A 24,449-nucleotide genomic window follows, 5' to 3' on the forward strand; every position below is an offset into this window, starting at 1 on the left:
AGTCCTTTCGGCTGGGTATTCACCTTCCCACCCTAGTCCCGTTTTTCGCCCCCGTGGGGTGTGATTTTACCCCCGAAAGATGCGAGTTCTTTGTACTTGAGCTCCACGGCCGTCTTTTTTCGGCATAGTGGACAACTGTACGCATATCCATCGACTAGACGGGACCTTCCATGAGCACTGAGACTTCATCGGTCGACTCCGGCTCTGTTGAGCACGTGATCGATGTTGCGATATCGGAGTTTTCGGAGCATGGTTATGCCGAAACCAAGCTCGAGACCGTATCGAAGCTGTCTGGGATGTCCAAGCGCATGATCCACTACTACTTCGGGGATAAGAAGGGGCTCTACCAGCAAGCCTTGGCAGCGGCAGCGCGGCGCCTCAACCCGCCAGAGGGCAGCCTCGAGATCAATTCTGCTGTCCCAGTCGAGGGCGTGCGCACCTTGGTGGATTGGTTGTTCCGCCAACATGTGAATAACCCCGAAGCCATCCGGATGCTAACGATGGAGTCCTCCCACAGTGTGCTGGAGTCCTCGCAGGCGCTTGTCGACGTGTCCGAGATCTCCCTCCACCTCGACAGGCTGCTCATGCTGGGCCAAGATTCCGGCGCGTTCCGCCCGGGAATTTCCGCCAACGATATTTTCACGCTGATTTCTGCGCTCTCGATGTACCGGGTGACGAATCACGCGATGATGAGCAACCTGCTCGACATCAACATGTACACCCACAACAACACTGAGGGGCTGCACCGCATGGCGGTCGATGCTGTGCTGGCTTTCCTTACGGCGAACATCCCGGACATCGGCTTCGAGTCCTACCTCACCCAGAACGAAACCGAGCTCGATGCTGAGTCCGCGCCCTTGGATGTCTACTCCACCGAGGACGAGGGCGACGCGTCAGCGAGCCTCTACGAATGACGCGCCGGCGGGGACTCTACGATTAGAGCCCTCTCCCCAGCATCGCGCGAGCAAAGAAACCAAAGTAAAGGAACCATCTGCGCGCCGGCCTGAGCACAAGCCCAGGTCACAATCTCACTCCACAGCTACATGGTCCCATTCATCTGGTTCCTTTGCCCCAACAGACAGATGGCATCTGACAGAAGGCGTTTTTAGACCTGAAAACGCCATGTAGACAGCACAAAAGGCATCTTCAACCTTGAAGATGCCTTTTAAGAGATGCCGTTTAGGCGGATTCCTTCGCCTCATCCGAGTACACGAACTCCGGCTCGCCGCCGTCGGTCACGCAGTCCTGCGTGATGTGGACGCTGGCGATGTCCTCGCGGTCTGGGAGGTCATACATGATGGGCACGAGCAGCTCCTCCATGATGGCACGCAGGCCGCGGGCACCGGTCTTGCGCTCGAGCGCGAGCTCGGCGATTGCCTCCAGCGCCTCATCCTCGAAGTGCAGCTCCGCACCATCCATGCTGAACAGGCGCTGGTATTGCTTGACCAGCGAGTTCTTCGGCTCCACGAGCACCTTAACTAGCGATTCGCGGTCCAGGTTATCCACCGTGGCAACCACCGGCAGGCGGCCGATGAACTCGGGGATGAGGCCGAACTTCACCAGGTCCTCCGGACGCACCTGGGAGAAGAAGTCGACTGATTCCTTCTCATCCTTAGTTTCCAGCTTGGCGCCAAAGCCCACGCCCTTCTTGCCCACGCGCTCCGAAATCACCTTATCCAAGCCCGCAAAAGCACCGGCCACGATGAAAAGGATGTTCGTCGTATCCAACTGGATGAATTCCTGATTCGGGTGCTTGCGCCCACCCTGCGGCGGGATCGCCGCCACGGTTCCTTCAAGGATCTTCAGCAGCGCCTGCTGGACGCCTTCACCGGACACATCGCGGGTAATCGATGGATTCTCCGACTTGCGGGAGATCTTGTCCACCTCATCGACGTAGATGATGCCGTGCTGCGCGCGTTCCACATCAAAGTCCGCAGCCTGCAGCAGCTTGAGCAGGATGTTCTCGACGTCCTCGCCCACGTAGCCAGCCTCGGTCAGGCTCGTGGCATCCGCGATGGCGAAGGGGACGTCCAACAAACGCGCCAAGGTCTGCGCCAAGTAGGTTTTACCGGATCCCGTCGGGCCCAGCATCAGGATGTTGGACTTAGAAATCTCAACTTCTTCATCCTGCGCCTTCTTCCGGCGGCCCTCCAGGCCCGCGGCCTCCTCAGCCTTGATGCGCTTGTAGTGGTTGTACACAGCCACCGACAACACGCGCTTGGCCTGGTCCTGGCCAATGACGTACTTATCCAGAAAAGCCGAAATCTCCGAAGGACGCGGAAGGCGCATCTCCTTCTCTTCGTCCGCCTCGGCCTGAGCCGCGCCGAGCTCCTCCTCGATGATTTCGTTGCAGAGCTCGATGCACTCGTCACAGATGTAGACGCCGCCGCCGGCGATAAGCTTCTTCACCTGCTTCTGACTCTTTCCACAGAAGGAACACTTGAGCAGGTCAGCGCTTTCTTGCATACGTGCCATGAAGGCCTTTCAACTCTTTTCTCTGGGGTTATGGTGGGGCGATTTTACCGCAGTTTGTTCCACTCTAGTAAACCACTCAGACTCGAGCGCTATTCCTCACTCAGCGGCGCGCCCTTGAATTTAAAACGGCAGTTAGTGGACATAGACAGAGCGGTTCACTAACTTACATCGAAACCGCTCTATCAGCAGAAAGATTTTCATGGACATCCGCGAACTCATCGACCGCTCCCCCATGGGCGCACGCCAATGGCTCATCATCGCCATTGCCCTCTTCCTCAATGCACTCGACGGCTATGACATGGTGGCCATGGCCTTCGGCGCCGGCACCGTCAGCGAAGAGTTCGCGCTGTCCGATTCTTCCCTTGGCTGGCTCCTGTCCTCCGCCCTCATCGGCATCGGCCTTGGCTCGCTCTTCCTCGCCCCGTTGGCTGACCGCCTTGGACGCACCACCCTCATCACGGTCTCGCTCGTCATTGACCTCGTCGGCCTCGTGCTCACCGCCCTCGCGCCTACATTTAGCCTGCTGTTGCTGTGCCGCCTCATCACCGGCATTGGCGTCGGCGGCGTCCTTGTCTGTGTCACCGTGCTCGTCAGCGAGTACTCCAACTTGCGCTTCCGCGGCCTGGCCGTCGCCATCTACGCCTCCGGCTATGGCCTCGGTGCCTCCTTCTGCGGCGTTGTCGCCTCCTCCTTCGATACCTGGCAGCCCATATTCTGGGTTGGCGCAGCACTCACAGTTGCCGCCCTTATCCTCACGGTTACTTTCGTCCCCGAGTCCGCAGACTTCCTCGCCGCCCGTGGCCGCATGGACACGGTGCGCACCATCACCGCCAAACTCGGCCTCACGGGAGAGGTCAGCGTCCGCCCGCGCACCAGCCACAAGGCCTCCTACAAGGACCTCGTCTCGCCGCAGTTCCTGCGCACCTCCATCAAGCTCTGGCTGGCCTTCAGCTTCATCATGTTTGCCTACAACTTCACCTCACAGTGGACCCCGAAGCTTCTTACCGCCGAGGGCCTTACCGCCCAGCAGGGCATCATCGGCGGCATCATGCTTTCCTTCGGCGGTGCTATCGGCGCCATCCTCTTCGGCCTGTTCACCACGCGCATCGACGCCCGCCCCCTGCTCATCGTCTTCTGCCTCATCTCCTCCGTCGTCCTCGTCGGCTTCATTAACTCCACCGCCGTGCCTTCCCTCATGTTTGCCCTCGGAGTCGGCGTAGGCCTTACCCTCAACGCCTGCATCTCCGGCCTCTACACCGTCACCCCGGAGGCTTACCCCTCAGCACTGCGCACCACGGGTACGGGCGCTGCCATCGGCATCGCTCGCGTGGGCGCTACCCTCGCTCCCATCCTGGCGGGCTATCTGCTCGAAAGCGGCTGGACCCCAACGGGGCTCTACACCCTCGCCGGCGCTACCGCTGTGTTGGCCGGAGTCTCCCTCATCGGTGTGCGCGCCTACACGGCAACCACCAAGCAGACAGCACCCCAGACCGTGGCGGCCTAGGCTGGAGGGGGCACACAGCCCCAACCGCTTAGGAGCAGCACATGTTTAATCTTCAGGACCACGTTGCCATCGTCACCGGCGGCGCCGCCGGAATCGGCCGCGGCATCGTCAGCGCTCTACGCGAAGCCGGCGCGACCGTCGTCATCGCTGACCTCAACCTCGAGGCCGCGCAGAAGACTGCCGAAGAACTCGGGGCGGACGCCCTGCTTGTCGACGTCACCTCGCGCGACTCCGTCCGCAACCTCTACAGGGACGTCGTCAAGCGCTATGGCCGCATCGACATCGTCTGTTCCAACGCCGGTGTCTTCCCCAACTGCCCGCTCGAGGACATAACCGACGAGCAATGGGACGCCATGTTCGCCATCAACACGCACGGCACGTTCACCGTGGTGCAGGAAGCACTGCCCTACATGAAGAAAGCGGGCTACGGGCGCATCGTCATCACGACGTCTATCACCGGCTCGCACACCGGCTACCCAGGCTGGGCGCACTACGGCGCTTCGAAGGCCGCACAACAAGGCTTCATGCGCTCCGCGGCACTGGAAGTTGCCCGTGATGGCATCACCATCAATGGTGTTCTGCCAGGCAACATCCTCACCGAGGGTTTGGAGGGCCAGGGTCAGGAGTACCTCGACCAAATGGCACGCTCCGTCCCTATGCACCGCTTAGGTTCCCCGCGCGATATCGGCAACGCCGCGGCCTTCCTCGCCTCCCGCGAAGCAGGCTACATAACGGGCCAGACCATCATCATTGACGGCGGCCAGATCCTCCCCGAGTCCCCCGAGGCCATCCTGCCGCCCTACGAAGCCTAAGCATGGCCGAAGCCCCGCTATCTACTAGACAGCGGGGCTTTAAGCTTGATTACTTAGGCGTTGAGCTTGCGGTAATCAAAGACGGTATCGATGAGACCGTAGTCAACGGCTTCCTGCGCGGTAAGAATCTTGTCGCGGTCAGTATCGATGCGCACCTGCTCCGCAGTGCGGCCGGTGTGCTCAGCCAGGGTCTCCTCCATGAGGCGGCGCATGCGCTCGATCTCGTTGGCCTCGATCTCAAGGTCCGACACCTGGCCCTGCGTGCCCTGCGTACGCGGCTGGTGAATCAACACACGAGAGTTCGGCAGCGCAGCGCGCTTGCCCGGAGCACCGGCGGCCAACAGAACAGCCGCTGCGGATGCGGCCTGGCCCAGACACACGGTCTGCACGTCCGGACGGACGTAGCGCATGGTGTCGTAGATAGCCATCAGCGCGGTAAACGAGCCACCCGGGGAGTTGATGTACATCGTGATGTCGCGGTCCGGATCCTGGGACTCCAAGACCAGCAGCTGCGCCATGATGTCGTTGGCGGAGGTGTCATCGACCTGGGTGCCCAGGAAGATGATGCGCTCTTCAAAGAGCTTGGAATACGGGTTGGTGGTCTTCGATCCCTGTGCGTTCTGCTCAATGAACTCCGGCAGAACGTAGCGGGAAGAAGGCATCTGAAGGTTAGACATAGTGATAAAGCTCCTTGTTCCCTAGTTGGTGATAGGACCGTTGACGGACTCGATGACGTGGTCGACGATGCCGTATTCCTTGGCCTGCTGGGCGGTGAACCAGCGGTCGCGGTCCGAATCCTTGGTGATTTGCTCGAAGGTCTGGCCGGTGTGCTCAGCGATGAGCTCAGCCATCTCGCGCTTGGTCTGCGCGAACTGCTCGGCCTGGATGGCGATATCTGCGGCGGTACCACCCACACCAGCGGAAGGCTGGTGCATCATGATGCGTGCGTGCGGCAGGGCGTAGCGCTTGCCCTTGGTGCCGCCGGAGAGCAGGAACTGGCCCATCGAAGCGGCCAGGCCCATGCCATACGTAGCCACGTCGCACGGCGAGTACTTCATCGTGTCGTAGATGGCCATGCCCGCGGTGACCGAGCCACCCGGGGAGTTGATGTAAAGCGAAATATCGCGCGTGGGGTCCTCTGCGGACAGCAGGAGGATCTGGGCGCACAGTTTGTTGGCAATCTCATCATCCACCTGGGTTCCCAGGAAGATAATGCGCTCGCGCAGCAGGCGCTCATACACGCTATCGCTCAGATTCATACCCGTAGACGACGAGTTCATTGAAATCTTCTCAGACATTAATGGTTCTCCTTCAAGTGAAGAATGCTTTAACTGGCCCCACCTTACCGGCATTCCTCTCAAACTTGGCCTCTGTTCGCTATGAGCGTTGGGGCGCAGCACCAAAGGCGCATACGGAAGCTGGGTTAACATTTGCTCATGTCTGTTTCCGAGCTATCCACCAGTACCCAGAACTATTTGAAAGCAATCTGGGGGCTAAAGGAATGGTCGTCCGAGCCCGTTACCGCCACACTTATAGCGAAACAGTTGGGACTCAAGCTCTCCTCGGTTTCCGATGCAGTGCGCAAAATGTCGAAGCAAGGGCTCGTGTCACACACGCCCTATGGCTCTGTGGAGTTAACCGAACTTGGCAGGCAGTACGCATTGGTCATGGTGCGCCGCCACCGATTGCTTGAGTCTTTTTTGGTCCAAGCATTGGACTACACGTGGGACGAAGTCCATAATGAAGCCGAAAATCTCGAACACGCGGTGTCCGACATGCTCATAGAACGTGTAGATAAGTTCCTTAATTACCCCACTAGGGATCCGCACGGCGATCCTATCCCTACGGTTGATGGACAGATCACAATCCCCAGTGCGCACCGTCTCACCGACAGCGGTGCGCAACCGCAAGTGACCGTGGAACGCATTTCTGATTCCGACCCACAACTGCTGAAGTTCCTTGAAGAGCGCGGCATTGTCACAGGGGCTGTTCTTAGCACGCGCGAGGGAGCGCCCTTTTCAGATTCTCTCGAAATACAGGTGGCCGGCAGCACTCAGTGGGTAGTGCTTGGACGCCCAGCTACCGACGCAGTGTTTGTAGCACACCACAGCCGTTAGACCTTCCCCTTTGCATTAATCCTACTCTCACCTGCCCTTTTCAAAACTACGTTGGGCCGTAGTTGCAACTACGCCATTGCGTAGTTAGTCTTTTCGAATATCACCTATCCCACTTATGGCTAAGGCCAGGATGAGCAGGATTGCTATGTCAGACTCACCAGATTTGGTGTATTTTTCTAGCGTTTCAGAAAATACAAAAAGATTCGTCGAACGCTTAGATAGACCCGCGGTGCGCATTCCACTGCGCCCCAAGAAAACCGGGATGATCCAGGTTTCACACCCGTACGTACTCATCGTTCCCACCTACGGCGGAGGCTCGCTCAAACGCGCAGTCCCCAAACAGGTCATCGACTTCCTCAATGACCCAATCAACCGCTCCTTTATCCGGGGCGTTATTACCTCAGGGAATACCAACTTCGGAAGTGCTTACTGCGTCGCCGGACGCATCATTTCCGCCAAGTGCCACGTACCGGAGCTGTATCACTTCGAGCTTCTCGGCACCCAGAAGGACATTGCCGCCGTAAAGCAGGGCCTTCAAAAGTTTTGGGAGCAGCAAAAGCAGCTAACGATGACACCCCATTAATCCCCCACAAGATGAAGAACACATCCGCATCACACAGATTGGACAACACAATGTGGTCTCTTGATGCCACCCCCACACAGACTATTGGCGCTACGCCCCGCACTGCTTCAGCAGACAATGCCGGCGGTGTCGGCAAGCGCAAAAGCTACCACGCACTCAACGCGCAGCTGAACTTGTTCGACGCTTTTGGAAAAATCCAGTTTGACAAGGACATTCAGGCAGCACAAGACTATGTCACGCACCATGTCGCTCCCCGCATGCATCAGTTCGATTCCACCAAGCAACGCTTGGAATGGTTGGTTGATAACGAGTACTACGAGCGGGATTTCCTTGAGCTTTATGATGACGCCTTTCTGTGCGCCATGTACGACAGAGCACATCAAGCTAAGCACCAGTTCCGCACCTTCCTCGGCGCATTTAAGTTCTTTACTTCATATGCACTGAAAACCTTTGATGGCTCCCGATTCCTAGAAGGCTACGAAGAACGTGTCGCCACCACAGCTTTATACCTTGCACAGGGCGACGAAGAGCTCGCAGAAAAGCTGGTGGATGACATCATGACCGGACGCTTCCAGCCCGCCACCCCTACTTTTCTCAACGCAGGCAAAGCCCAGCGCGGCGAAATGGTCTCCTGCTTCCTTCTGCGAATCGAAGACAATCTGGAGAGCATTGGCCGCAGCGTGAACTCTGCACTGCAACTATCAAAGCGCGGTGGTGGAGTGGCCTTGTTGCTGAGCAATCTGCGCGAATCCGGAGCCCCGATCAAAAAGATTGAGAACCAGGCTTCCGGCGTAGTCCCAGTCATGAAAATTCTCGAAGATAGCTTCAGCTATGCCAACCAATTGGGCGCCCGGCAGGGCGCTGGAGCCGTCTACCTGCATGCGCACCATCCAGATATTCTTCGCTTCCTGGATACCAAGCGGGAAAATGCCGATGAGAAAGTCCGCATCAAGACTCTTTCGCTGGGGGTTGTTATTCCAGATATAACCTTCCGGCTGGCCAAAGAGAACAAGGATATGCATCTTTTTAGCCCTTATGACATCGCTCGCGAGTACGGCGTAGCCATGTCTGACATGTCCATCACCGAGTACTACGACGAGTTGGTTGCCAATCCGCGAATTTCTCACACGACCATTAAAGCCCGCGAGTTTTTCACCACGCTGGCTGAGCTTCAGTTTGAATCCGGATACCCCTACATCCTCTTTGAGGATACGGTCAACCGCGCTAATCCCCTCAAAGGACATATCAATATGTCCAACCTGTGTAGTGAAATCCTCCAGGTCAACACGCCCTCGACCTACGGAGCTTCGGGTGACTACACCACCGTCGGCCAGGATATTTCCTGCAATCTAGGTTCCCTCAACATAGCGAAGGCTTTTGAATCACCGAACTTCGGGGAGACCGTCGAAACCGCGGTGCGTGCCCTCACGAAAGTTTCAGACCTGACGAATATCGAAGCTGTTCCTTCCATCGCTCACGGAAATGCTTCCATGCATGCCATTGGTCTGGGCCAAATGAATCTCCACGGCTTCCTTGCTTCACAGCGTATTCCTTATGGCTGCGCCGAGGCACTGGACTTTACAAATATCTATTTCCTCACGGTGACCTACCATGCGCTCCGCGCATCCCATGCACTCGCGGTTGAAAAAGGTCAACGATTCACAGGCTTCGAAGAATCCACCTATGCCACTGGCGCCTACTTTGACAAATACATCGACCAAGACTGGGTGCCAGCCACTGAACACGTAAAACAGCTCTTCCATGAAGCAGGCGTGCAGATTCCTCAACGCGAGGATTGGCTACGGCTCAAGAAACAAGTGATGCAAGACGGCATCTACAACGCCTACTTGCAGGCAGTTCCACCCACTGGATCAATTTCCTACATCAATGACTCCACCGCGTCCATCCACCCGATTGCCTCCAAAATTGAAATACGCAAGGAAGGCCGCTTGGGGCGCGTGTACTACCCCGCGCCGGAAATGACCAACGACAACCTGGAGTATTTCGATGACTCCTACGCCGTGGGATACAAAAAAATCATCGACACCTACGCCATGGCCACCCAACACGTGGACCAAGGACTTTCCCTGACCTTGTTCTTTACCGCTGATACGACCACGCGAGACATCAACAAGGCACAAATCTATGCCTGGAAAGCCGGAATCAAGACCCTCTACTACATCCGTTTACGCCAATCCGCGCTCCAAGGAACCGAGGTCGAAGGCTGCGTCTCCTGTGCTTTGTAGGAGCACGGTCCTCCCCTTGTCTACAACCATTCACTCAGAAAGAAGGAAGCTATGTCTTCAACATCGAACAGTGCTGAACTAACCAGCATTTCAGTTACCCCGCCGAGCTACCGGCATGATCCTTCAGCCCGCATCCGCGCCATCAATTGGAACCGGGTGAGCGATGACAAGGATCTTGAAGTGTGGAACCGTCTCACCGCCAATTTTTGGTTGCCAGAGAAGGTCCCGCTTTCTAATGATCTCCCGGCGTGGCAGAAGATGACGCCCGAGGAACGCAACCTCACCATGCGGGTGTTCACGGGACTCACCACCCTGGATACTGTCCAGGCCACTGTGGGAGAAATCTGTCAGATTCAAGATGCCCGCACCGAACACGAGGAGGCCGTGTATACCAACATCGCCTTCATGCAGTCAGTCCATGCCCGTTCATACTCTTCAGTGTTTTCTACCCTGAGCAGTACAAAGGAAATTGATGAAGCATACCGCTGGGCGGTGAATAACGACCTTCTCCAGGCACGCGCCAAGAAAGTGCTCGCGCACTATTTTGGGCCGGATCCACTCAAACGCAAGGTGTCATCGACGCTGCTTTCCTCATTGCTTCTCTACGCGGGTTTCTATCTTCCCTTGCACTTTTCTGTCCACGCCACCCTGACAAATACGGCAGACATGATTCGCCTCATTCTGCGTGACAAGGCAGTGCACGGCTACTACTCGGGCTACAAGTATCAGCGCGGTTTGGAATCCACGACCCCGCTACGGCAGAAGGAAATGCATGATTTCACCATTTCTTTGCTCGAAGAGCTTTATGCACTAGAGCTGGACTATTCCGGCGAGCTATATGAGCCTTTGGGACTCATGGATGATGTAGCCGTGTTCGTTCGCTATAACGCCAATAAGGCACTCATGAATTTGGGCTACCCGGATTATTTCCCGCCCGAAGAAACGGAAGTGAACCCAGAAATCCTCGCGGCCCTAGCCCCCGGAGCAGATGAGAACCATGACTTCTTCTCCGGATCTGGTTCCTCCTATGTCATTGGTACTGCTGAAGAAACGAGTGATGATGACTGGGATTTCTAAACCTTTTCCGCGACCGGACCAAGGAAGCTGGCTTGAGACCATCGCGCTGTTTGAAGCCATCCGCGAAGGAAACCAACCCGCAGCCATGCGGCTGTTGAATACATCCGCCGCACGAGAGGCCGTCCTCGGGGGTCTTCTAGGGCTCATCGAACTGTACTTCCGCCATGAAGAAGGAGACAAAGTAGATGGCTTCCTCACCGCCGCCCACGCTGCCGGCCCACCACCGGCCTTTGGCTGCAAGCCTTTTCTCCCTTGACCACGTCTCCCTACACCCAACTAAGAAAGAAGGTTTACCATGACCACCCCACGTATCAGCGTTATCGTCGGCAGCCTGCGCCGAGAGTCATTTGCACGCAAGATTGCACACGAGGTGCTCACGATGATCCCTGAAGACTACGAGGCAAACATCGTGGAAATCCGTGACTTGCCGCTCTATGACTTCGACTACGATGACCCCGCCGTCACGGACAAGCCCACTCCGGCTGAGTACACCACCTTTCGCGAGACCATCAAGAACTCGAGCGGGATCCTCTTCATTACGCCAGAGAACAACCGCACTATCCCTGCCTGCCTCAAGAACGCAGTGGACATCGGCTCTAAGCCCAACTCAGATGTGGCGTGGAAGAACCTTCCCGCAGGTATCATTAGCCACTCTGTAGGCCGCATGGGCGGCTACAGTTCACAGAAGAACCTTCGCCTCGCCCTGTCCTACTTCGATATGCCGCTCCCTGGTCAGCCCGAAGTATTTCTGGGCCAATCCCCCACCCTTTTCGAAGAGTCCGGACATCTCAATCAACGCACCGCAGACTTTGTCAAGGATTACGTTATGCGCTTCCTGCAGTTGGTCGACATGACATTAACAGCCAAGCACAGCTAGCGACGGCGACTAACCCTAGCCACCGCCCTCTACGAAGTACTTGAAGGCTTCTAAAGGGCCTTCTCAAAGACACAAACCCCGGATTCACACTCATCCTTGAGTTACCTGAATCCGGGATTTCGATTTCCCTCGACCACACACAAAAGGCCCAGCGCACGCACGCTGGGCCTTGAGCATGAAGGGCTATTACTCGGCGTCGGTATCCTCAGCCTCGTCCTCGTCGATCTCACCGAAGTACTGGTCAACGTCAACCTTGTTGCCAGCCTCGTCGGTGACCTCGGCGCGGCAAATAGCCATTGCCAGGGCCTTGCCACGGCGAACGTCAGAGAACAGGTTACCCAGCTGGTTGCTGGACTGCAGCTGCTGGATGAACTGGTTCGGGTCCATGCCGTAAGACTGCGCGGTGAACAGGATGTGGTCGGTCAGCTCCTGCTGGGACACCTCCGGCTCCTCAATCTCAGCCAGGGCGTCGAGGAAGAGCTGGGTGCGGACGGATTCCTCAGCGGACTTGCGAGCATCAGCGTCGAACTCCTCGCGGGTCGTGCCCTGTGCCTCAAGCAGCTGGGCCAGAGCCTTCTCGTCGTGAGCCAGCTGGCCCATGACCTGGTGCAGCTGAGCGTGAACCTGCTCATCAACGATGGAGGACGGCAGCTCGAAGGAAACCTCAGCCAGAGCGGCCTTCAGGACCTCATCGCGGATGGCAGCAGCCTGCTCGGACTTCTTGGTCTCCTCGACGCGGGACTTGGTGTCCTGTCGCAGCTCATCGATGGTGTCGAACTCGGAGGCCATCTGTGCGAACTCGTCGTCGAGATCCGGCAGCTTGCGCTCCTTGGTCTGCTGGACGTGGACCTTCACGGTGGCCTCTTCGCCCTCGTGCTCACCGGACTGGATGGTGGTGGTGAACTCGTTGTCCTCATCGGTCTTCATGCCGCGCAGTGCGGTATCGAGACCCTTAATCAGGTTGTCGTCACCGATGCGGTAGGTCATACCCTCGTGGGAAGCCTCATCCAGCTTGGTGCCATCAACTTCGGTGGTGATGTCGACGATAGCGAAATCACCGGTCTTCATCTTGCGCTTGGTGTCCTTGAGCTCACCGAAGCGGGAAGCCAGGTCCTCGAGCGCCTTGTCGACGTCCTCTTCGGAAGTCTCCAGCGCCGGCACCTTGACGGAAATCTTGGAGAAGTCCGGCACCTCAAACTCGGGACGAACGTCTACCTCAGCGGTGAACTCGACAAAGTCGTTGTCCTCCAGCTTGGCAATGTCAATCTCCGGCTGACCAATAACCTTGAGTTCGTTTTCTTCAACGGCCTGCTCGTAGCGGGACGGCAGCATGTCGTTGACGACCTGCTCGAGGATGGGGCCACGACCAAAGCGGGCGTCGATAAGCTGGCGCGGAGCCTTGCCCTTACGGAAACCCGGGATGGAAACCTGCTGCGCGATCGCCGCGTAGGCCTGATCGATTTCCTTGTCCAGCTCAGCAAACGGAACGTTGACGGTGAGCTTGACGCGGGTATCGCTCAGCTTGTCTACGGTGGTCTTCACGAGAAACTCTCCTGATTGTGATCGTTCAAAGATGAAATTAGGGGGCCTGGATGAGTGTCCAGGCCCCCATACGTCGGGGCGACAGGATTTGAACCTGCGACCCCCTGCTCCCAAAGCAGGTGCGCTACCAAGCTGCGCCACGCCCCGTATGGAAAGCCTCTGCGCCCGGAAGTTCCGCACGCAGCTGCGCTTCATACTGGGGCTAGTGTACCGATAGCTGCTTGACTATCCCAACACCGGCCCCAATTAAACTTTGTTTCCCCACGTCAGGGGCAGCTTTAGCGCTAGAAGTCGAAGTCGAAATCAAACATTCCGCCATCGCCCCCGTCGCCACCAAACAGGCCGTCGAAAAAGCCGCCCTCCTCGCCTCCCCCGGCGTCACCGGCACCATCCATGGCGCCGCCGTCCATACCCTCGGCGCCGCCCATGTCTCCGCCCCAGTCACCGTTTTCTGCGGCTGCGGCGGAGTAGCCAACGCCGGACATACCCGCGAACATCGCATTGAACATCATGGAGTAGCCCACCATCCACACGCCGGTGGTCAGCGCATCAGCCCACCACGGACGCGAGTACCAGCCGGCCGGGACCGGGCGTCCAGCCACGACACCACCCGGGTAGTAGTTGGGGGTTTCTGCAGATGCGCTTGGCGACGCCGTCAGCGTCTCCCCGTTGGCCTCCACCGTGCGGGTCTCCGTCACCTTGCCGGCCTGGCGCTGGCCCTCCAGCGGTGGCAGCTCCGGGCCCGGATCCATGCCCATAATCTCGCGCGCGGCCGCCACATAATAGAGCCCCTCCAGCGCGGACTCGCGCGCTAGGTGCGCTTGCTTGACGGTTGTGGCGCGGGAAATTGCCGAATTGGCCGCGGTAAAACGCTCAGAGGCATCCGCCATAGCCTGCTGGGAGGCGGTATCCGTACCGCTCAAGTTCATCACCTGGCCACCCAAACGCTCAGTCCAGCGGCGCGCATCCGCCATCGCATCCTCAAAACGCTGGGATTCTCGCAGCTCTTGCTGTTTCTTCCCGTTGCGCGAAGAAAGGAACCAGGCGCCGCCGCCGACGATGAGGATAAGGAGCAATAACGAGCTCACGCAAGCACCACTTTCACTAAAGAGTCGAATTGTGTGTTGTTGGGATTATGTACCTATCCAAAATAACGTCCTTTACCCCTTTCTAGTTCCCATTTTCTTTTCAGCGCCCGTATGCGCTAAAGTAGTGCGCACGCCGAATCAATGGCTTTCAAAGTCGAGGCTTTGAAAGCTGGAGATCGTCGGGTGTGGGAATGTCGTATAGTGGCTAATACCTCAGCCTTCCAAGCTGAAGACGCGGGTTCGATTCCCGTCATTCCCTCCACAAAAGCTGCACTGAGCACCTATTTTAGCTAGCCGGTGCGGCTTTAGTCGTTTTTGATTCTGTGGCGCTACTCCACACTCGGGGCACTCCGGTGATTCGCGTAGGCCATAACTTTCCTTTTCTGCGCGGGTGACCAAGCTCTGCGTAGAGTGGGCCGCATGACAGTACCGAATATTGAACTCAACGACGGCAACACCATCCCCCAGCTCGGCTACGGCGTCTTTAAGGTTGACCCCAATAAAACCGAGGAGCTGGTCCTCGAAGCCCTCAAGGTGGGCTATCGCCACATCGATACCGCCGCTATCTACGGCAACGAGGAAGGTGTGGGCCGCGCGATTGCCAAGTCTGGCATCCCACGCGAGGAACTGTTCATCACCACGAAGCTATGGAATGACCGCCAGACTGACGCAGCCGCAGCCCTCGACGAGTCCCTAGAGAAGCTGGGCCTTGGCTACGTGGACCTCTACCTCATCCACTGGCCCTGCCCGGACAACGGCCACTACGTCGAAGCATGGAAGCAGCTCATTGAGCTAAAGAAGGCCGGCAAGGCCAAGTCTATTGGTGTTTCTAACTTCGAACTGGAGCACCTGGACCAGCTGGAAACCCAGACTGATGAAACCCCCGTGGTCAACCAGGTAGAGCTGCACCCTTACCTGCAGCGCTGGCGCGAGCTCGATGCCTTCCGCGCCCACCAGGTGCACATCGAGGCCTGGGGTCCACTAGGTCAGGGTAAGACGGATCTCTTCGAGCAGCCGGAAATCACCGAGCCCGCCGAGAAATATGGCGTTTCCCCCGCTCAGGTGATCATCCGCTGGCACCTACAAAATGGCGTCATCGTGTTCCCGAAGTCCGAAAACCCGGAGCGCATCGCGCAGAACTTCGATGTCTTCGGTTTCGAGCTGGATGATTCCGAGATGGCTGCGATTACTGATCTTGACCTCGGGGAAGAGGGCCGCGGCGGCACTCACCCCAAGGAAATGAACTAAGCCTCCGGAAGCTCCGGCGGAATGTTGGTGCGCTCGTACTCGGCAAGAATGTCGATGCGACGCTGGTGGCGCTCAGCACGGGACCATTCCTGATCAAGGAAGGCATCCACGATGGCGAGTGCCTCCTCCTCGGAGTGCATGCGGCCACCGATGCCGATGAGCTGGGCATTGTTGTGCTCACGAGCCAAGCGGGCGGTCTCGGGGGACCAAGCCAGGGCGCAGCGCGCGCCCTTCACCTTATTCGCGGCAATCTGCTCACCGTTGCCGGAACCGCCCAACACGATGCCGAGTGAGCCCGGATCGTTGACGGTCCGCAGCGCGGCCTCGATGCAAAATGCCGGGTAATCATCCTCGGCGTCGTACTCGTGGGCACCGCAGTCAATGACGTCGTGGCCCTGCTTCTCCAGGTGTTCAGCGATGACGTTCTTCGTCTCGAACCCTGCGTGGTCTGCTCCTAAATAAACGCGCATGGCCCACATCTTAGCGGGCAGCACGACTCCCCGCTGAGCCCTGCCATTAATAGCGTGCGCTTGCTACGCTTGGGGCCACTCACGCACAAGAGGAGGTTGGCATACCCATGGCCAGACGCGTCGCCGCTCTATACCTCGTAGCTTTTCTCATCGGCGCCGGTTTGTTCGCCGCAGGTTTCTTCACGGAACGCGGCTTCCTCCGGCCCCTGGTCATGGCGATCGTGATGACCGTGGCTCACCTCGGGGTGGGCGCTTGGTGGATAGCACAGAAGCCACACCGTGCAGCTGGGATCACCGCCGGTGTGCTTGCACTCCTCGCAGGCGCTTCATGGGCTACGTGGGTAGTCGCCGCGTGGGAGGAATTTCGAGCGCAAGCCTCCCTCCCAATCATCAACATTGCCGGGCTGCCCGCCTTCGCGCTTAGCCCGGTGGTCCTCATCTGCGTCGTCGTCGCAGCGACGCAGAATCGAACTCGCTAAACCTGCGGGGCTTCCGTGCGGGAGCGCTTGAGCTCGAAGAAGTAGGGGAACTGGGCGAGGCGCACGGAGGCGTCGAAAAGCTCGCCGGCTTCCTCGCCGGTGGGAACGCGCGTGATGACTGGGCCGAAGAAGGCGGTATCGCCGAACTTCACTACTGGGGTACCGACCTCGTCGCCGACCTCGGAAATGCCACGGTTGTGGAACTCGGTCAGCTTCTCATCCATCTCCTCGGTGTTGGCCACGGAGGCGAAGTCGGCGGGGAGGGAGGCGTCGTCAAGCGCCTGCTTGATGATGCCGTCATAAGCGCCGTACCCCTTCTTACCGCCCTGGCCCTCGGTGTGGATGCGGGTGCCCATCGCGGTGTAGAAGGCATCGACCTTCTCCGGGGCCTCCACCGCAATCTTGGCTGCCACGCGGGCAGGGCCCCAGTTGGCCTCCATCATCTTCATGTACTCCGGATCCAGGTCGCGGCCCTTGTTGAGCACGGACAGGGACATCGGCTCGAAGGTCACCTCGATATCGCGGACCTTCTCCACTTCCTTAATCCAACGCGAGGTCAGCCAGGCGAAGGGGCAAGAGCAGTCGAACCAGAACGTCACTTGTTGAGCCACGGTAAATCTCCTTTGTTTGTGTGGGCTTTGGCACCCCACCCTAGGCGTGTGACTACGCTGGTGCAGAGACTAAAGGTACCGAGAAAGAGGAGAGACAGCACATGACCTCGATTAACCTCACCCGCGAGGAAGCCCAGCAGCGTTCCGACATGGTGGAGGTAAGCCACTACGACGTCGCCCTCGACCTCACCGGGGAAGAGTTCTTCACCTCCACCACGGTGGTGAAATTCCGGGTGAAGGAAGCTGGTTCGACGTTCATTGATTTGCGCGGTGACGAGCTTCTCGAGGTCCGCCTCAATGGTGCGCCGTTGCCCACCAGCGCTTATGACCCGACGTACGGCATCCCACTCTCGGGTTTGCAGGTGGCGGAGTATGAGCTCAAGGTCGTGGCGAAGATCCGCTACTCCCGCACCGGCGAGGGTCTGCACCGCTTCGTGGACCCGGTGGATGGTGAGGCCTACCTCTACACCCAGTTCGAGACTGCCGACGCCAAGCGTGTCTTCGCCTGCTTTGACCAGCCGGACTTGAAGGCTACGTACTCGCTGACGTTTGAGGTCCCAGAGCACTGGGCGGTCATTACCAACTCCCCCATCACGCGTTCGGGCAATACCGTACGCGCTGCGGTGGACTACCCGCTGTCGACCTACCTGATTGCGCTGTGCGCGGGCCCGTACGTTGGTGTGACGGATACGTGGACCGGCACTTTGGCGGAGCATTCCGAGGGCTCGCCGGCACAAACCGTTGAGGTGCCGCTGGGGATTTACTGCCGCCCCTCGCTGCTGGATTCGCTCGACGCGGAGCGCCTCTTCACCGAGACTAAGCAGGGCTTTGATTTCTATCACCGCAACTTCGGCTTTGCCTACCCCTTTGGCAAGTATGACCAGATTTTCGTACCGGAATTCAACGCCGGTGCGATGGAGAACGCCGGATGCGTAACAATTCGGGACGAGTACGTCTTTACGTCTCAGGCCTCGCACTACAAGTACGAGCGCCGCGCGGACACCATCCTGCACGAGCTGGCGCACATGTGGTTCGGTGACTTAGTGACCATGCAGTGGTGGGATGACCTGTGGCTCAACGAGTCTTTTGCTACCTGGTCAGCGGCGATTTCCCAGGCGGAGGAGACCCAATACGATACCGCGTGGGTGACCTTTGCCAACGTCGAGAAAGCTTGGGCCTACCAGCAAGATCAGCTGCCCACCACGCACCCGATTTCCACGGACGCCTCCGATATTGAGACCGTGGAGCAGAATTTCGACGGCATTACCTACGCCAAGGGTGCGTCGGTGCTCAAGCAGCTGCAGGCCTATGTGGGCCGTGAGAACTTCTTCGCCGGCGTGCGCCGCCATTTCCAGGAGCACCAGTGGTCGAATGCCACGTTCGGGGATCTGCTGCGCCACTTGGAGGAAGCTTCAGGGCGTGACCTGTCCTTCTGGGCACAGCAGTGGCTCAAGACCACGGGCGTAAACACGCTGGGTGTGGCGTTGGGTACGGACGAGTCCGGCACCATCACGCAGGCCTACCTCACCCAGCGTGGTGATACCCTGCGCACGCACCGCGTCGCTGTCGGCGTCTATGCCTTGCAGGGTGAGAAGGTGGTGCGCACCGAGCGCATCGAGATGGATATCGATGGCGCCTCCACCGAGATTCCGGAGCTTGTGGGCCGCGCGCTTTCCGACGTCCCCTTCGTCCTTCCCAACGACGATGACCTGACCTACTGCCTCATCGATCTGGATGCGGGTTCTTTGCAGTTCCTGTTGGAGAATGTCGACAAGTTCGAGGACCCCATGGCCCGCACTCTGTGCTGGTCCACCGCGTGGGAGATGACCCGTGCAGGTACCATGCGCGCCCGCGATTTCGTCGCGCTCGTCGCCCGCGGTGCGGCGGCGGAGACTGAGCTCGCCGTGCTCGAGCGCATCCTCGCCCAGGCCGCTTTGGCCCAGTCCACCTATGCCGCCCCGGAGTGGGCTAAGGAGGACACACAGCTTGCCGACGCCCTCCTGGCCGGCGCCCGCTCCGACGACGCCGAGCGCTCCATCGTCTTCACCCAGGCGCTGGCCGGCATCAAGCTTCACGACGCCTCCCGCACCTTCTTCCAGGACCTTCTTGAGACCTCCTCGGATGCGGGCCTGCGCTGGAAGGCGCTCACCGCGCTCATTGCTGATGGCTCGCTTGCCGACGTCACCGGGCCCGAAGCCGCCGGCGCCGCCCTGACGGCGGTGGCTGAGGAACTCAAGCGCGATAACACCGCGACGGGCTACCAGGCCTCGCTTAAGGCGTTGGCTGCGGTTAATACCGAGGACAACAAGCGCGCGGTGTGGGACGAGATTGTCGCCGGTGAACTGGGCAACCGCGACTTGGAATCCAAGCTAGCGGGCCTGGCGTTCGTAGGCTCCGACGAGCTCCTGCCGAGCGCTGAGTTCTTTGACGTGGCGGAAAAGATCTGGTCCGCGCAATCCAACGAGATTGCCCTGACCACGGTAACCGGGTTGTTCCCGCGCTGGGATGTCAGCCAGGAGACCCTCGACCGCGCCGACGAGTTCCTCTCCCGCGACTTGGCCGGCGGCTTGCGCCGCGCAGTCACCGAGCAGCGCGACCGCCTCGCCCGCGCTCTGCGCAACCGCGCCGTCGACCGCGGCTAGTCCCCAGAGCATACGCATCAAGCCCCTCACCTGAGGGGCTTGTGCTCCAGTTCCGCCTCCCCCTGTCCGCAGCCACCGTTCACCCAGCCAATCCCTGTCCGCCGCCACCGTTCACCCAGCCAATCCCGTCCCCTACCCTTTGTCAGCATTAGCCACGCCTGTGGCCAACCTTCCTCCCGTTACCCGTGACGCACCCCTCTATCCAGGAATTTTCTTCCTCCGGTTGCGGGGTTGCTGGTGCTGTTTTAGTCTCTGTGCTCATGGGGGATATCGAAACCTACCTCCGCCTTCGCAACTCGGGGATTGCACTGGTGGAACATGCACCTGGCACACCCGATGAACTCCGCGCGCTCGGCGCCGATGCCTCTGATGCCACCGAGCTTGCCGGCCTACACCAGGTCTACTTCGGCCCCACCCGCTTTACCGGCAAACAACGCAAAGCCCGTGCTGCAGCCCTTCAACAACGCCACAGCCTCGGCACCCTCACACTCATCGAGTCTTATACATCCAAAGTCAAAAAGACCCTGGATGCCTGGAACCTCCGCGCAAAACTCGCCGCCACACCCGCACACCGCATCCCCACTGTGGCCACCGCACGACTTAAAGAACTGGGACCTGACCCCTGTTAGGTAGACACCTGATATCCAGCCCTGTTGGGTTGGGAAGAAAGGTAATCTACCACCATGCCTAGGTACTCCGAACAGTTCAAACGTGATGCTGTGGCCCTCTACGAAAACAATGAGGACCTCTCACTTCACGCGGCTTCAGCAGAGCTAGGAATCAATCGTTCCTCACTTTATTCCTGGCTTAAGCAGTACGGCACCGGCAAGCGTGTCCGCACAAAAAGCATGCGCGACAAGGCACAGGCGACGACTGATTCTGAACGAATCCGTCAGCTAGAAAAAGAAGTCTCTAAGCTTCGTGAAGAACGCGATATCCTGCGTAAGGCCGCGAAATATTTTGCCGAAGAGACACGCTGGTAATCCGCTTCCAGTTTGTCTATGACCATCGAACCGAGTACTCGGTCAAGCGGATGTGCCACGTGTTAAAGCTCAATCGCTCCTCGTTCTACAAATGGGTCAACACCCGCGAAAAACGCAGGTTAAAGATGTGTTCGGATGCTCTTATTGGTGCACGAATCAAGAGCATCTTCGATGATGAGCACGGGCTTTATGGTGCTAAACGCATCGCTGCAAGCCTTAAAGCCGATACGGACTTTCCTCCGATCAATCACAAGAAGGTCGCACGCATTATGAAATCCATGGGGCTAAAAGGCTTTACTAAACAACGTCGATGTGTCACTACCAGGCGCAAGCCTGGTCATCGAGTCATGCCAGATTTAGTAGGCCGCAAATTCACCGCTGATAAGCCGAACCAGGTGTATGTAGGCGATATCACCTACCTGCCGTGTAAGGGAGGCAAGAACATGTACCTTGCCACAGTCATCGACGTCTACTCGCGCAAACTTGTCGGTCATGCGCTCGCCGATCACATGCGGGTATCGCTGGTTATCGAAGCTTTGTCCCATGCCAGCAAGGTTCGCGGAAGCCTTAAAGGGGTAATTTTCCATTCTGATCATGGCAGTGTGTACACCTCACAGGCTTTTCAAGACCACTGCACCCAACTTGGTGTTCGCCAATCCATGGGAGCAGTGGGAACGAGTGCCGATAATGCCCTGGCAGAATCGTTTAACGCCACTTTAAAGCGTGAAGTTCTGCGAGATAGGAAAGTTTTTGACAATCCCATCATCTGCCGCCAAGAAGTCTTCCGATGGTGCATGCGCTACAACACGCGCAGACGGCACTCCTGGTGCAACCTTCTAGCCCCCGATGACTTCGAAGCACTCACATCAGCTACACTGACCCAAGCAGCATAGCTAACCCCCGACGTGTCTACTTTCCGGGGGTCAGGCCCCTGCGTGCTAAAAGAACCGCCAAACCAGGCGTACGCATCACCTACCGGGAACAAGGCCCCAACACGCTCTCCATTACCGATGACGCCACCACGATTGCCAACATGCGCGCAGTCTTAGAATCCACCAACACCACCGACCTCCTTCAAGCCGCCAACGACATCTTCTTCAACCAAGCAAGCGGTACAAAGCCGGCCGTGCGCACCCAAGTCATCATCACCCTGAATGAGCTCGACCAAATCATCAACGGCGAGGGTGATGAAATAGAGCTCAACCTGACTAACGGCGGGCGCATGACAGGCGCTGAATTCCTCACCCACAAGTTTGCCGAAATAGGCTACGCCACCATCGTCCACCCCATTGACGGGCCCATCAACACCTGGCGCCTATCGCGCGGAGCAAACCTCAACCAACGCCTTAGCCTGCACGCGGAATTCCACACCTGCTCAAGACCAGGCTGCAACAAGCCAGCCGATTACTGCCAAGTCCACCACCTCATCCCCTGGCAGGCAGGTGGCTTTACCAACATCAAGAACCTGACCTTCCTGTGTGCTTATCACAACGGTATTAACGACGATGACCCTTCAAGGCCTACCGGGCGCGGCTACATGTACCGACTCAACACCGGAGTCAGCTTCATCCCACCCTGGGGTGCACCGATAACCGCAATGCCGGAATACCAAGAAGCACTAGCCAGACTCAACACCGAAAAAGCAGCCGCAAAGACACAGGCCACAGCACCAACCCAAACCCCAGCCACAGCCCAAGGAGCTGCAACAACACCGGGCACAGCCAGCCAAAGCCAAGCAGTACCAGAACAGCCACCAGACCCACCACCCGACAGCAGCTAACCCCAGCCACCACACACAGCAACAACTGAAAGGAAACGGCTCACCACCAGCGACAACACCGCTACCCGCCAACCGAGGGAAGGTTCGCGGGCACACCGGCGATCCTTCAGACAACACCACCCACAAACCACAACAAGGCACGCGGGGATCCCTGACCACGGCTAATGCGCCACAAAATGCAGCGGGGTGTACCGGGACTCTTAAGCCCTTAAAGAACTAAACCCGCCAACCGTTAGAAGGGGGACGGGAAACTAGGAGATCCCAGACCACAGTTCACATGCCGCAAGATACAGCGGGAGCAGCGGGCCCTTTAGCTCTTAAAGAACGAGACCCACCAACCCGATGGTGGTTGGCGGGTTTCCTGGAGTGCACGTTCGTATTCCCGGCGGGGAAAACTTATGGCGCTGCCCTCGCTGGTGTCTAGTCGAGGGTCGGCGTGGGATCCTCGCCAATGACGACCTCCACCGTGGCCGCATCAGGGCGCAGGGTCTCTTCCAGCTGAGCGGCTACGACGCCGCCCTCTGCCTTGATGGTTCTCGTAATGCGTAGGACCGGCTGGTTGCGCCCCACGCCCAGGGCCTTTTGTTCCTCCGTGCGCGCGGTGGCAGGCACGAGGGAATCGCGCTTAAAAACGGGTGTCAGGTCAAGCTCCGTCAACAGCTCGGTCAGTGGCTTCTGCACATCCTCTTCCGTAAGTCCTGGTGCCAAGATTTGCGGGATAAAGAGCGTGGAGGCCATGATGGGCGAGCCCGCCGACACCTGCACCGTACGGCACTCCCACAGGGAATCCCCCTCCTCAATCCCAAAGGCGGAAGCAAGGTGCCCGGGAGCATCAATGAACATCAGCGACAGCACCCGCACCTCAACATCGAGGCCATGTTCACGCAATTGATCGAGGGCACTGCGGCCACTCGTCAGGCTCAACGTGGGCGGGGTGGCACGCACGAAGGTGCCACCGGTGCGCCCACGCTTGCGATCAATGAGGCCCTCAATCTGGACGATGTCCAGCGCGTGGCGCACCGTCATGCGCGCCACCTTGTATTCCTGAACCAATTCCCGCTCGGTGGGAAAACGGTCACCCGGCTTTAATTCGCCGGATTCAATCTTGCTCCTAAGCGAATCCGCGATCACCAAATAGGCGGGGCGGCGACGTTGAGAGGTGGACACGCCTCATAACTGTACCGTGTGCTGGGTTTTTCGCATCTTGAGAGAAAACGCGCCACCTACTTACGCTGGTTCAACTCAATGCGCGGGCGCACACGGATCTCAGTGAGCTGCGTCGTCGGCCCAGCATCAACGGTGGTGCGAATAGCCTTCGCCACCTCGACCGGGGCGATGACATGCTCCGGATTGTAATCCTGCAAGCCCTGCAGCATCGGGGTATCCGTCGGACCCGGCGCGACGGTGGACACGCGGATGCCGAGTTCGCCGAGGCGGAGGCCGTCGGCAAGCGCGTAGAGTGCGTGCTTCGTGGCGGCGTAAATGACGTTGTCACCATAGGAGTGGATGCCGGCACCGGAGTTGATGAACACCGCGAGGCCCTCCGCCGCACGCAGCGCAGGCAGCAGAAGGCGGGTCAGCTCTGCTGGCACGTGCACGTTGAGGTCCATCTGCGCACGCCAATCTTCCGGGCTAGCGCTTTCCACTGAGCGCTTATCCGCCCGTGCCGCCGCATGCACGAGCACGTCCACGCGCTCCAGTTCAGAAAGCTCGGTGGGAAGCGCCGCACCATCAAGTAGCGACAGCAGGTCGATGCCCACCGGCACGATGTTCTCCGCCTCCGGCAGCTCCCCGGCGCGCCGGCCTAGTGCATACACGCGGTGGTCTCGCGCAAGGTCCTTGATGATCTCCCTGCCCATTCCACCGGTTGCCCCGGTCACAACGGCAGTCTTCACCATGATTGTTCCTCCTTCAG

The 24,449-nt window shown here is 58.6% G+C and carries 23 protein-coding genes, 2 tRNA genes and 1 pseudogene; 16 read left to right on the forward strand and 10 right to left on the reverse strand.

The features are described from left to right. Positions 1–170: 170 nt before the first annotated feature. Positions 171–914 carry a TetR/AcrR family transcriptional regulator gene (locus CAURIM_RS10085; RefSeq protein WP_070447801.1) on the forward strand — a complete coding sequence of 248 codons (744 nt, stop codon included), beginning with the start codon at positions 171–173 and terminating at the stop codon, positions 912–914. 265 nt (positions 915–1,179) lie between these two features. On the opposite strand, the gene clpX is transcribed toward CAURIM_RS10085, so the two are convergent. Further along, on the reverse strand, positions 1,180–2,475 hold the full coding sequence (gene clpX, locus CAURIM_RS10090; RefSeq protein WP_010190911.1) for an ATP-dependent Clp protease ATP-binding subunit ClpX: 1,296 nt from the start codon (positions 2,473–2,475) through the stop codon (positions 1,180–1,182). Between the two features lie 199 nt (positions 2,476–2,674). Between clpX and CAURIM_RS10095 the strand changes: the two genes are divergently transcribed. Both CAURIM_RS10095 and fabG read left to right on the forward strand, forming a co-directional pair. Further along, entirely contained in the window at positions 2,675–3,979 is a 1,305-nt protein-coding gene (locus CAURIM_RS10095; protein WP_070447798.1) for an MFS transporter, read from the forward strand. A 41-nt stretch (positions 3,980–4,020) separates the two neighbouring features. Further along, positions 4,021–4,791, forward strand: coding sequence for a 3-oxoacyl-ACP reductase FabG (fabG, locus tag CAURIM_RS10100; protein ID WP_070525688.1), 771 nt, complete (start codon positions 4,021–4,023; stop codon positions 4,789–4,791). Between the two features lie 53 nt (positions 4,792–4,844). On the opposite strand, the gene CAURIM_RS10105 is transcribed toward fabG, so the two are convergent. Then, entirely contained in the window at positions 4,845–5,468 is a 624-nt protein-coding gene (locus CAURIM_RS10105; protein ID WP_010190916.1) for an ATP-dependent Clp protease proteolytic subunit, read from the reverse strand. Between the two features lie 21 nt (positions 5,469–5,489). After that, the gene (locus tag CAURIM_RS10110) at positions 5,490–6,089 is read right to left on the reverse strand and encodes an ATP-dependent Clp protease proteolytic subunit (protein WP_010190917.1); all 600 of its coding nucleotides are present in this window, start codon (positions 6,087–6,089) and stop codon (positions 5,490–5,492) included. A 138-nt stretch (positions 6,090–6,227) separates the two neighbouring features. On the opposite strand from CAURIM_RS10110, the gene CAURIM_RS10115 reads away from it, so the two are divergent. The 6 genes from CAURIM_RS10115 (at position 6,228) to CAURIM_RS10140 (ending at position 11,691) form a co-directional block, all read left to right on the forward strand. Continuing rightward, positions 6,228–6,908, forward strand: coding sequence for a metal-dependent transcriptional regulator (locus CAURIM_RS10115; protein WP_010190918.1), 681 nt, complete (start codon positions 6,228–6,230; stop codon positions 6,906–6,908). Positions 6,909–7,023: 115 nt separating this feature from the next. Next, positions 7,024–7,491: a class Ib ribonucleoside-diphosphate reductase assembly flavoprotein NrdI gene (nrdI, locus tag CAURIM_RS10120; protein ID WP_005324049.1), complete on the forward strand. Its 468-nt coding sequence runs from the start codon at positions 7,024–7,026 to the stop codon at positions 7,489–7,491. A gap of 50 nt (positions 7,492–7,541) precedes the next feature. Continuing rightward, on the forward strand, positions 7,542–9,737 hold the full coding sequence (nrdE, locus tag CAURIM_RS10125; protein WP_070447783.1) for a class 1b ribonucleoside-diphosphate reductase subunit alpha: 2,196 nt from the start codon (positions 7,542–7,544) through the stop codon (positions 9,735–9,737). A 51-nt stretch (positions 9,738–9,788) separates the two neighbouring features. After that, positions 9,789–10,814 carry a class 1b ribonucleoside-diphosphate reductase subunit beta gene (gene nrdF, locus CAURIM_RS10130; RefSeq protein ID WP_023020918.1) on the forward strand — a complete coding sequence of 342 codons (1,026 nt, stop codon included), beginning with the start codon at positions 9,789–9,791 and terminating at the stop codon, positions 10,812–10,814. Next, positions 10,795–11,070 carry a hypothetical protein gene (locus CAURIM_RS10135; protein ID WP_070564615.1) on the forward strand — a complete coding sequence of 92 codons (276 nt, stop codon included), beginning with the start codon at positions 10,795–10,797 and terminating at the stop codon, positions 11,068–11,070. The genes nrdF and CAURIM_RS10135 overlap by 20 nt, the downstream gene beginning before the upstream one ends. A 39-nt stretch (positions 11,071–11,109) precedes the next feature. Next, on the forward strand, positions 11,110–11,691 hold the full coding sequence (locus CAURIM_RS10140) for an NADPH-dependent FMN reductase (RefSeq protein ID WP_070645377.1): 582 nt from the start codon (positions 11,110–11,112) through the stop codon (positions 11,689–11,691). 186 nt (positions 11,692–11,877) lie between these two features. Here the strand turns inward: CAURIM_RS10140 and tig are convergent, their stop codons facing one another. The 3 genes from tig to CAURIM_RS10155 form a co-directional block, all read right to left on the reverse strand. Next, positions 11,878–13,233 (reverse strand): trigger factor, encoded by a 1,356-nt coding sequence (gene tig, locus CAURIM_RS10145; protein WP_201829236.1) that lies wholly within the window; start codon positions 13,231–13,233, stop codon positions 11,878–11,880. Between the two features lie 73 nt (positions 13,234–13,306). Beyond that, positions 13,307–13,380 (reverse strand) — tRNA-Pro (locus CAURIM_RS10150). A gap of 137 nt (positions 13,381–13,517) precedes the next feature. Then, the gene (locus tag CAURIM_RS10155) at positions 13,518–14,321 is read right to left on the reverse strand and encodes a DUF1542 domain-containing protein (RefSeq protein WP_201829234.1); all 804 of its coding nucleotides are present in this window, start codon (positions 14,319–14,321) and stop codon (positions 13,518–13,520) included. A gap of 187 nt (positions 14,322–14,508) precedes the next feature. On the opposite strand from CAURIM_RS10155, the gene CAURIM_RS10160 reads away from it, so the two are divergent. Together CAURIM_RS10160 and CAURIM_RS10165 are read left to right on the forward strand one after the other, a co-directional pair. Further along, positions 14,509–14,583: transfer RNA gene (locus tag CAURIM_RS10160), tRNA-Gly, on the forward strand. A 158-nt stretch (positions 14,584–14,741) separates the two neighbouring features. Next, positions 14,742–15,569, forward strand: a complete 828-nt coding sequence (locus CAURIM_RS10165) for an aldo/keto reductase (protein WP_201829232.1) — start codon at positions 14,742–14,744, stop codon at positions 15,567–15,569. Here CAURIM_RS10165 and CAURIM_RS10170 read toward each other — a convergent pair. Then, positions 15,566–16,039 carry a ribose-5-phosphate isomerase gene (locus CAURIM_RS10170; RefSeq protein WP_070447768.1) on the reverse strand — a complete coding sequence of 158 codons (474 nt, stop codon included), beginning with the start codon at positions 16,037–16,039 and terminating at the stop codon, positions 15,566–15,568. The genes CAURIM_RS10165 and CAURIM_RS10170 overlap by 4 nt on opposite strands. A 107-nt stretch (positions 16,040–16,146) precedes the next feature. Between CAURIM_RS10170 and CAURIM_RS10175 the strand changes: the two genes are divergently transcribed. Then, positions 16,147–16,518: an MFS transporter gene (locus tag CAURIM_RS10175; RefSeq protein WP_236659392.1), complete on the forward strand. Its 372-nt coding sequence runs from the start codon at positions 16,147–16,149 to the stop codon at positions 16,516–16,518. On the opposite strand, the gene CAURIM_RS10180 is transcribed toward CAURIM_RS10175, so the two are convergent. After that, positions 16,515–17,129 (reverse strand): mycothiol-dependent nitroreductase Rv2466c family protein, encoded by a 615-nt coding sequence (locus CAURIM_RS10180; RefSeq protein ID WP_201829230.1) that lies wholly within the window; start codon positions 17,127–17,129, stop codon positions 16,515–16,517. The genes CAURIM_RS10175 and CAURIM_RS10180 overlap by 4 nt on opposite strands. 101 nt (positions 17,130–17,230) lie before the next feature. Between CAURIM_RS10180 and pepN the strand changes: the two genes are divergently transcribed. From pepN to CAURIM_RS10200, 4 genes and pseudogenes are all read left to right on the forward strand, one after another. Continuing rightward, on the forward strand, positions 17,231–19,771 hold the full coding sequence (gene pepN / locus CAURIM_RS10185; RefSeq protein ID WP_201829228.1) for an aminopeptidase N: 2,541 nt from the start codon (positions 17,231–17,233) through the stop codon (positions 19,769–19,771). Positions 19,772–20,031: 260 nt separating this feature from the next. After that, positions 20,032–20,400: a hypothetical protein gene (locus tag CAURIM_RS10190; RefSeq protein WP_236659391.1), complete on the forward strand. Its 369-nt coding sequence runs from the start codon at positions 20,032–20,034 to the stop codon at positions 20,398–20,400. Positions 20,401–20,454: 54 nt separating this feature from the next. Continuing rightward, a protein-coding gene (locus CAURIM_RS10195) for an IS3 family transposase (protein WP_408909948.1) occupies positions 20,455–21,647 on the forward strand; the annotation gives its coding sequence in 2 pieces (ribosomal slippage) (positions 20,455–20,737 and positions 20,737–21,647; 1,194 coding nt in all). Positions 21,648–21,676: 29 nt separating this feature from the next. After that, positions 21,677–22,534, forward strand: a pseudogene (locus CAURIM_RS10200) (HNH endonuclease signature motif containing protein); the annotation flags it as partial. Positions 22,535–22,954: 420 nt separating this feature from the next. Here CAURIM_RS10200 and CAURIM_RS10205 read toward each other — a convergent pair. Continuing rightward, positions 22,955–23,701, reverse strand: a complete 747-nt coding sequence (locus tag CAURIM_RS10205) for a GntR family transcriptional regulator (protein ID WP_070644660.1) — start codon at positions 23,699–23,701, stop codon at positions 22,955–22,957. Positions 23,702–23,757: 56 nt separating this feature from the next. Continuing rightward, positions 23,758–24,432 carry an SDR family oxidoreductase gene (locus tag CAURIM_RS10210; RefSeq protein ID WP_070644659.1) on the reverse strand — a complete coding sequence of 225 codons (675 nt, stop codon included), beginning with the start codon at positions 24,430–24,432 and terminating at the stop codon, positions 23,758–23,760. Positions 24,433–24,449: the final 17 nt, after the last annotated feature.

It is taken from the genome of Corynebacterium aurimucosum, from assembly GCF_030408555.1.
In the GTDB taxonomy this organism is placed as follows: domain Bacteria; phylum Actinomycetota; class Actinomycetes; order Mycobacteriales; family Mycobacteriaceae; genus Corynebacterium; species Corynebacterium aurimucosum.

Coding starts and splice junctions, on each gene's coding strand:
- CAURIM_RS10170 (WP_070447768.1), bottom strand. CDS start 16,039: ATGCGCGTTTATTTAGGAGCAGACCACGCAGGGTTCGAGACGAAGAAC.
- CAURIM_RS10165 (WP_201829232.1), top strand. CDS start 14,742: ATGACAGTACCGAATATTGAACTCAACGACGGCAACACCATCCCCCAG.
- pepN (WP_201829228.1), top strand. CDS start 17,231: ATGACCTCGATTAACCTCACCCGCGAGGAAGCCCAGCAGCGTTCCGAC.
- CAURIM_RS10175 (WP_236659392.1), top strand. CDS start 16,147: ATGGCCAGACGCGTCGCCGCTCTATACCTCGTAGCTTTTCTCATCGGC.
- CAURIM_RS10210 (WP_070644659.1), bottom strand. CDS start 24,432: ATGGTGAAGACTGCCGTTGTGACCGGGGCAACCGGTGGAATGGGCAGG.
- CAURIM_RS10095 (WP_070447798.1), top strand. CDS start 2,675: ATGGACATCCGCGAACTCATCGACCGCTCCCCCATGGGCGCACGCCAA.
- clpX (WP_010190911.1), bottom strand. CDS start 2,475: ATGGCACGTATGCAAGAAAGCGCTGACCTGCTCAAGTGTTCCTTCTGT.
- CAURIM_RS10115 (WP_010190918.1), top strand. CDS start 6,228: ATGTCTGTTTCCGAGCTATCCACCAGTACCCAGAACTATTTGAAAGCA.
- CAURIM_RS10190 (WP_236659391.1), top strand. CDS start 20,032: ATGGGGGATATCGAAACCTACCTCCGCCTTCGCAACTCGGGGATTGCA.
- fabG (WP_070525688.1), top strand. CDS start 4,021: ATGTTTAATCTTCAGGACCACGTTGCCATCGTCACCGGCGGCGCCGCC.
- nrdI (WP_005324049.1), top strand. CDS start 7,024: ATGGCTAAGGCCAGGATGAGCAGGATTGCTATGTCAGACTCACCAGAT.
- CAURIM_RS10110 (WP_010190917.1), bottom strand. CDS start 6,089: ATGTCTGAGAAGATTTCAATGAACTCGTCGTCTACGGGTATGAATCTG.
- CAURIM_RS10140 (WP_070645377.1), top strand. CDS start 11,110: ATGACCACCCCACGTATCAGCGTTATCGTCGGCAGCCTGCGCCGAGAG.
- CAURIM_RS10085 (WP_070447801.1), top strand. CDS start 171: ATGAGCACTGAGACTTCATCGGTCGACTCCGGCTCTGTTGAGCACGTG.
- CAURIM_RS10135 (WP_070564615.1), top strand. CDS start 10,795: ATGATGACTGGGATTTCTAAACCTTTTCCGCGACCGGACCAAGGAAGC.
- nrdE (WP_070447783.1), top strand. CDS start 7,542: ATGTGGTCTCTTGATGCCACCCCCACACAGACTATTGGCGCTACGCCC.
- nrdF (WP_023020918.1), top strand. CDS start 9,789: ATGTCTTCAACATCGAACAGTGCTGAACTAACCAGCATTTCAGTTACC.
- CAURIM_RS10105 (WP_010190916.1), bottom strand. CDS start 5,468: ATGTCTAACCTTCAGATGCCTTCTTCCCGCTACGTTCTGCCGGAGTTC.